General features: G+C 68.1%; 7 protein-coding genes. 1 reads left to right on the top strand and 6 read right to left on the bottom strand.

What is annotated here, in order from left to right; genetic code table 11:
• Nucleotides 1-62: 62 nt before the first annotated feature.
• From CVM52_RS22330 to CVM52_RS22350, 5 genes are all read right to left on the bottom strand, one after another.
• Complete coding sequence (locus CVM52_RS22330) at nucleotides 63-1,304, bottom strand: 3-deoxy-D-manno-octulosonic acid transferase (protein ID WP_100164582.1); 1,242 nt, start codon at nucleotides 1,302-1,304, stop codon at nucleotides 63-65.
• A 3-nt stretch (nucleotides 1,305-1,307) separates the two neighbouring features.
• Nucleotides 1,308-1,550 carry a DUF4170 domain-containing protein gene (locus CVM52_RS22335; RefSeq protein WP_100164583.1) on the bottom strand — a complete coding sequence of 81 codons (243 nt, stop codon included), beginning with the start codon at nucleotides 1,548-1,550 and terminating at the stop codon, nucleotides 1,308-1,310.
• 92 nt (nucleotides 1,551-1,642) lie between these two features.
• The gene (locus tag CVM52_RS22340) at nucleotides 1,643-2,425 is read right to left on the bottom strand and encodes a 3'(2'),5'-bisphosphate nucleotidase CysQ (protein WP_100164584.1); all 783 of its coding nucleotides are present in this window, start codon (nucleotides 2,423-2,425) and stop codon (nucleotides 1,643-1,645) included.
• A complete protein-coding gene (locus tag CVM52_RS22345) occupies nucleotides 2,412-3,758 on the bottom strand; it encodes a TldD/PmbA family protein (RefSeq protein WP_100164585.1) in 1,347 nt (448 codons plus the stop codon). The genes CVM52_RS22340 and CVM52_RS22345 overlap by 14 nt, the downstream gene beginning before the upstream one ends.
• A 124-nt stretch (nucleotides 3,759-3,882) precedes the next feature.
• Nucleotides 3,883-5,406, bottom strand: a complete 1,524-nt coding sequence (locus CVM52_RS22350) for a DUF2125 domain-containing protein (protein ID WP_172721068.1) — start codon at nucleotides 5,404-5,406, stop codon at nucleotides 3,883-3,885.
• A 164-nt stretch (nucleotides 5,407-5,570) separates the two neighbouring features.
• On the opposite strand from CVM52_RS22350, the gene CVM52_RS22355 reads away from it, so the two are divergent.
• Entirely contained in the window at nucleotides 5,571-6,179 is a 609-nt protein-coding gene (locus CVM52_RS22355) for an enoyl-CoA hydratase/isomerase family protein (RefSeq protein ID WP_100164587.1), read from the top strand.
• 1 nt (nucleotide 6,180) lies between these two features.
• Here CVM52_RS22355 and CVM52_RS22360 read toward each other — a convergent pair whose 3' ends face one another.
• Nucleotides 6,181-6,495, bottom strand: coding sequence for an HNH endonuclease family protein (locus CVM52_RS22360; protein ID WP_100164588.1), 315 nt, complete (start codon nucleotides 6,493-6,495; stop codon nucleotides 6,181-6,183).
• Between the last annotated feature and the right edge of the window lie 196 nt (nucleotides 6,496-6,691).

The raw sequence follows: 6,691 nt of genomic DNA on the forward strand, positions 1-6,691 counted from the left end.
CACCCAGCGGCGCCAGCAGCCGGGCGGGCAGGCCGGGGGCGTCGGGCGGCCGGGTCCAGAAGTCAGGGGCGCGCATGATCCGCCCCGGCGGCATCCAACCGGGTCTGCACCAGTTCGATCAGCGTGTCGGTCAGTTCCGCCCCCTCGGTGGCGATCTCCCACCCGGCCAGCGCCATCGCGGCGGCCTTGTCGGGCGCCACCAGCTCGACCAGCGCCGCGGCGAGGTTGGTGGAATCGGTGATCTTGCGCGCGGCGCCGGCCTTGGTCAGCCGTTCATACAGCTCCAGATGGTCGCGCACATTGGGGCCGAACAGAATGGCCGAGCCCAGTGAGGCGGCGTCATAAGGGTTGATGCCGCCATGGCCCGGTGTCAGCGAACTGGCCAAAAAACACAGCGGCGCGGTGCGATACCACAGGCCGAGATCCTCGCCGCTGTCGCAGATCAGCACCTGGATATTGTCGTCCAGCCGATCGCCATTGTCCCAATTGGCAAAGCGCAGCCGCGATTGCCGGAGCGCCCGCACCAGTTCTTCGCTGTCGGCCCGGTCGGCAAGGGTGGCGATCAGCACCAGCCGGTGCGACAGGCGCAGCGCGGTACGATGCGCCGCCAGCACGGCGGCAATCTCGTCGCGGCGGATATGCGCGGCCAGCCAGACCGGCCGACCGGCCAGATCGGTGGTGATTTCGGCCAGGTCATCATCGGTGCAGAGCGGTGGCGTGGGGCAGCCGCGCAGCCGCGCGGTTACCCTTACCTTGGCGCCGGCAATGCCCAGCCGCACGATTTCACGCGCGGAGGCGTCGGTGCAGGCAAAGATGGTGTCGAACACATCGAAACTGGCGCGTTTCAGGGTCGGCAGCCAATTGTGCCGCCGGTGGTGGAAATCGGCGCTGTCGATATCGGCCAGGATCATCGGAATCCCGGTTTCGGCGGTGGCGCTGACCGTGTTCACCAGGATGCCGGCGCCGGTCCACAGGCACAGGTTTGGGGTCCAATGGGCCAGGAACTGCAGGGCCGATGAGGGATGGTCGGTGGTCAGCGCCGCCACCCAGTCGCCACCGCGCCGGGCATGGGCGATCTTGTCGGGCGGCGCGCTGCCGTCATGGGTCAGCAGCACCTGAACGCCGGGGCGGATCAGTTTAAGCCGCTCGGCCAGGTCGCCCAGTGCGACAAGGCGGGCCGGGTCGCCGGCATGGGCCCAGACCAGCTCGCCCTCGGGGCGCGGCGGTTCGGACTGGCCTTCGCTCGGCTCATGCCGGTGCCGCGACAGCGCCCGATAGGCGGCAAGGCTGAGCGACCGCGCCAAGTGTCAGCCCAGTTCTTCGGTTGCCGAGGCTTCGGCCTCTTCGTCGCGCAGCCGGTGAATATGGGCGATGTAATACCGCATATGGGCGTTATCGACGGTGCGCTGCGCCTCGGCCTTCCAGGCGGCATGGGCGCTGTCATAATCGGGAAACATGCCGACGATGTGGATGTCGTCGACATTTTTGAACTTGTTCTTCTGCGGGTCGACAAGCTCGCCACCGAAGACGAGGTGAAGTCTCTGGACCATGGCTGTGTCCTCTGGCTGTTGCGCGTGGCGCGGGATCGCGCCGACCCTAAGCGAACCGGCTTGGGCGTCAAGCCGATGCGGTAGCAGGCGGCTCAGGCCGGGCGCAGCGCGCCGGTGATCCCGGCGTGGATCGCGGCGCCGCCGGCGATCACCCCATCCGACAGCGGGGTGGGGTTGTTGAACCGCAGCGCGCTGCCGCTGCGATCGGTGCAGACCGCACCGGATTCGCGCAGGATCAGGTCGCCGGCGGCGATGTCCCATTCCCAGCAGCGGCGCAGCACCAGCATCCCGTCATAGCGGCCCTGCGCCACCAGCGCCATGCGATAGGCCAGCGACGGGCGATAGGCCAGGCGGAAACCCGGCGGCACACCGTTCTGCCAATGCTTGGCGTCGAAGGCGGGGCGCGCGGCGAGGATTTCCGCATCGCCCGTGTCGGTGGCGCGGTCGGGGTGCAGCGCGGAGCCGTTCAGGTAGGCGCCGCCGCCGGCCGACGCGCTGTAGAGCAGATCGCGCCCCGGCAGGAAGATCACCGCCGCCGTCACCACCCCGGCCTCGGTCACCGCAATCGAATGGGCCCAGGTGTCATGCCCGTCGACAAAGCTGCGGGTGCCGTCGATCGGGTCGATGATGAACACCCGTTCCTGCGTCAGCCGGTCGTCGGAATCCTCGGTTTCCTCCGACAGCCAGCCATAGTCGGGCCGGGCGCCGCGCAGGCGGCTTTCCAGCAGGTCGTTGACGGCGATATCGGCCTCTGTCACCGGCCCGGCGCCGCCGGGTTTGTCCCAGCGGCGGGCGGTTGTTCCGACATAGCCCAGCGCCACCTTGCCGGCCGCGCGCGCAGCCTCGATCAGCAGGGGCAGGTCAGTTGCCGGCAAGGGTCATCCCTTCGATCAGCACTGACGGCACCACCCGCGACAGCCAGGGGCGCGCATCATTGGCCGGGATGATCCGAGCCAGCATGTCGCGCAGGTTGCCGGCGATGGTGCATTCGTTGACCGGATAGGCGATTTCGCCGTTCTCCACCCAGAAACCCGAGGCACCGCGAGAATAATCGCCGGTATTGGGGTTGATGGTGCTGCCGATCATCGAGGTGATCAGCAACCCGGTGCCCATCTGGGCGATCAGGTCGGCACGGCTGTGCGGGCCGGGCGTCAGCTCGATATTCCAGTTGGCCGGCGCGGGGGAGGAGGAGGTGCCGCGCGCCGCGTTGGCGGTCGAGGTCAGCCCCAGCTTGCGCGCGCTGGCCAGGTCGAGCGTCCAGCCGGTCAGCCGGCCATCCTCGACGATGGCGCGCCGCCGCGTCGCCAGACCCTCGCCATCGAAGGGGCGCGAGCCGCTGGCGCGGGGGCGGTACGGATCCTCGATCAGCGACAGCGCCGCGGGCAGCACCTGTTCCCCCATGGCATCCTTCAGCCAGGACGCGCCGCGCGCCACAGCGGCGCCATTGGCGGCGGCCAGCAGATGGCCGATCAGCGACGACGAGATCCGTTCGTCGAACAGCACCGGATAGCTGCCGGTTTTCGGGCGGCGTGCGCCGTGGCGCTCGGCGGCGCGTTCGCCGGCCAGACGGCCAATCTCGGCCGGGCTGCGCAGGTCGCACTGGAAGGTGCGGGAATCGCCGTCATAGTCGCGCTCCATCGCCGTGCCGCTGCCCGAGATTGCCACGCAGGAGGTCGACCGGGTGGTGCGGCGATAGCCGCCGGAAAAACCATTGCTGGCGGTCAGATGGATTTCATGCGTGCCATAGCCGGCGCTGGCGCCCTGGGTCTGGCTGACCCCCGGCACCGCCAGCGCCGCCGCCTCGGCCTCTTGCGCGCAGGCCTCCAGCTGCGCCGGGTCGGGTTCGGGCGCGGGGTCGGAAAGTTCGAGTGTATCGCCCTGCCCACCGGGGGCGAGGTCTTCCGGCGCGGCCAGTCCGGCATAGGGATCCTCGGGCGCCTCGCGGGCCATGGCAACGGCGCGTTCGGCCATCTCGTCAATGGTGCGCGGGGCGGTGTCCGAGGCCGACACGATCGCCTGCCGCTGCCCCAGGAACACCCGCAGGCCCAGGTCCACCCCTTCCGAGCGTTCGGCATTTTCGAGCTTGCCGGCGCGCACATCGACCGCCACCGAGGTGCCCCGCACCGCCACCGCATCGGCGGCATCGGCGCCGGCGCGGCGGGCGGCGGCCAGCAGCGCGGCGCCCAGTTCCTGCAATGTGTCGGTCATCTTGCGGCCCCGTCGGAAAGATCGTCCTCTGAGGTAGCCGCCACCGCCCCGGGCTGCAAGGGCGCAGCACGCAAAAGGGGCCGCAACCGGCGGCCCCCTTGTTCGTTCGCGCGTCGCGCCCGGCTCAGCGGATACGCTGGCCGTTTGCCAGGACCTGGCCCTGTTCATTGATCTCGATGCGCGATTTCAGGGAATCTTCACCTTCGCCCGGAACCGCGAACATGCCCATCATCATCCGCGCGCCCATCGCGTCATTGTCCGAGACAAAGCCCATCTGGATCAGCTTGTCGAGCACGGAATTGGCACCGGTCAGGGCCAGTTCGACAAAGCCTTCGGGCCGCGGCATGCCGGGGAAGGTCTGCATGTCGGCATTGTCGAAGGTGAAGGCGCCGGTGCCGGTCAGCTTGGCGCCGATCATCGACACCAGCAGGTCATTGATCGTCACCGCGTGCAATTCGCCCGGTGGCTGGGTGCCGTCCAGCGCGGCGGTTGCGGCCGGGTCCATGATATCGACATCCAGCTTGGCCTTGCCGGTCAGGTCCATCGAAACGGTTGCCGGATCGCGCGGCAAGGTGCCGGCGGGGTCGAACATGCCCCAGATCATGTCCGACATCACGAAGTCGCGCAGGGTAAGCCCGAAGGCGAAATCCTGCGGTTCCTCCGAACGGGCCACCGGCATTGCCAGCTTCAGCGCGGTTTCCGCCATATCGAGCGAAATCGGGAAGGGCAGCTGTTGCGAGGTGATCTCGATCTCGGTCTGGTTGCCGGTCAGATCATAGGCCAGCTGCGACGCGTCGAAGGCCACCGAGACCGTTCCGCCCTGCGACGCGCTCGAGGCGGAAAAGCTTTCGCCGTCGCCGGTGCCGGCCATGCTGCTTTTGCCAGCGTCATAGGCAAAGGTGCCGGCCACGTTGAACCCGGCCTCCAGCGCCGCGGCCATGTTGTTGGCATCCATCTCCAGCGGCATGGCGCCATTGGCGGTCAGGTTCAGGCCGCGCAATTCACCGCTGAACTGGCCCTGATCGTCCGAGTCCGGATCGTCGAAGGCGAAATCATAGCTGAGCGACTCGGCCCGGAACAGCTCGTCAAAACTGCGCATCCCGGTCCGGGTCATCTGGCTGGTGCCGCTGGTGCCGGTCAGGACCAGCGCAAAGCGCAGGGTTTCGGGCGGAACCGGCTCGCCCTCGACCGTCAGATTGGTCAGGGTCACCGTGGTTTCATCTGAGGCATGGGTATAGGTCAGGTTCGACGGTTCGCCCGAGATCAGCATGCTGCTGCCCGAATGGGTGATCACCACCTCGCCCGAGCCATCTTCGGCATCGGTTGCGTCGATGGTCACCTGCATCGGCATCGGGCTGGGAAAGGCGGCGCTAACCGTGCCTTCGGAATTGCCGGTCAGGGCAATCGACGGGATCAGCACGGTCATGGTGCCCTGGTCTTCGGGGGCCGGCATGGTCAGGGTGATGTCGCTGATCGTCAGCGTGTCGCCCGACATCTGTTCGGAGGCGGAAATCTCGTAACCCGAGGCGGTCATATATTCCTGCCAATAGGCCCAGACGTCGCGTGGGGAAATCTCGGCCAATGCCGCCTGCGCAAAAATCGAGCAAAAAACGGCGGCCGAGCCGCCGGTGACCAAACGAAATGTCATAACGGTATCCTTGTCGATGACGTTTGTGGCATGGTCCTCTGTCGGCAGCGTGGCGTCAAGCAGTGTACCGGTACAGGCCGGCAAATCCATGCCGCGGCCGGGGCTGGACCCCCGCGGGCGCAGGCTCTACTCCGGGTGCGAAAATGGTCGCGGAGACAGGAAGAATGATCGAACTGGACAAGCAGGACGGGTTGTGGACGGTCACCCTGAACCGGCCGGACAAGGCCAATTCCCTGACCGGCGCGATGCTGGCCGAACTGGCTGCCATCGCCGAGTCGGCCACCGAAGCGCGGGCGCTGATCCTGACCGGGCGCGGCAAGGTGTTCAGCGCCGGCGCCGATCTGGACGAAGCCCGGGCGGGGCTGGCCACCTCGGATCTGTGGGAGCGGCTGTCGGCGGCCATTGCCGCCTTGCCGGGGCTGACCATCGCGGCGCTGAACGGCACGCTGGCGGGCGGGTCGCTGGGCATGGCGCTGGCCTGCGACCTGCGCCTTGCGGTGCCCGGGGCGAATATCTTCTACCCGGTGATGAAACGCGGTTTCCTGCCTCAGCCCTCCGATCCGCAGCGCATGGCGGCACTGATCGGCCCGGCGCGGACCAAGCTGATCCTGATCGCGGGCCAGAAGATCGCGGCCGAGGAGGCCTATGGCTTTGGTCTGATCGACCGGGTGGTGCCAGCCGAGGAGCTGATGGACACCGCGCGCGCCTTTGCCGCCGACACCCTGGCCGCCGATCCCGAGATCGCCCGCGGCATCGCCGCGCTGTGCCCTTAGGTCAGCGCCGCCGCGCCGGGCGCCGCCCGCCGGGTGTTTTCGAACGGAAGCCGGGCGGCCGCCCGGCGACCCAGCGAATGAACCTTGCAAGGCGCGGATGGCTCTGCAGCGCGGCAATGGTGTTATAGTCGCGTGCCAGGTCGGCCTCGGTCAGTGTGGCGTGGATTTCGTTGTGGCAGATCTGGTGCAGCCGCACCACCGGCCCGCCCTTGCCGCCCTTTAGGCGCGGCACCAGGTGGTGCAGGCTTTGCGCCACGTCCGGCGGAATCGGGCGGCCGCAGAGCGGGCAGTTGGGGGGTGCGCCATGATCGGACATTCCGCTTGCTCCTGGGCCTTTCACATTGCAAGTCTGTGGCTCTGATCGCGGTTGGCAAGGCGGATCCGGCATGAATTTCAGACCAAACCGGCGGTGCCCGGCACCCCGGCCCGGCGCATGACCGCCCCGGCCGTGGTGATCGGCGGCGGCCCGGCCGGACTGATGGCCGCCGGAGAGCTGGCAGCCGCCGGGCATC

Origin of the sequence: Pseudooceanicola lipolyticus, assembly GCF_002786325.1 — a bacterium.
GTDB classification, from domain to species: Bacteria; Pseudomonadota; Alphaproteobacteria; order Rhodobacterales; family Rhodobacteraceae; genus Pseudooceanicola_C; species Pseudooceanicola_C lipolyticus.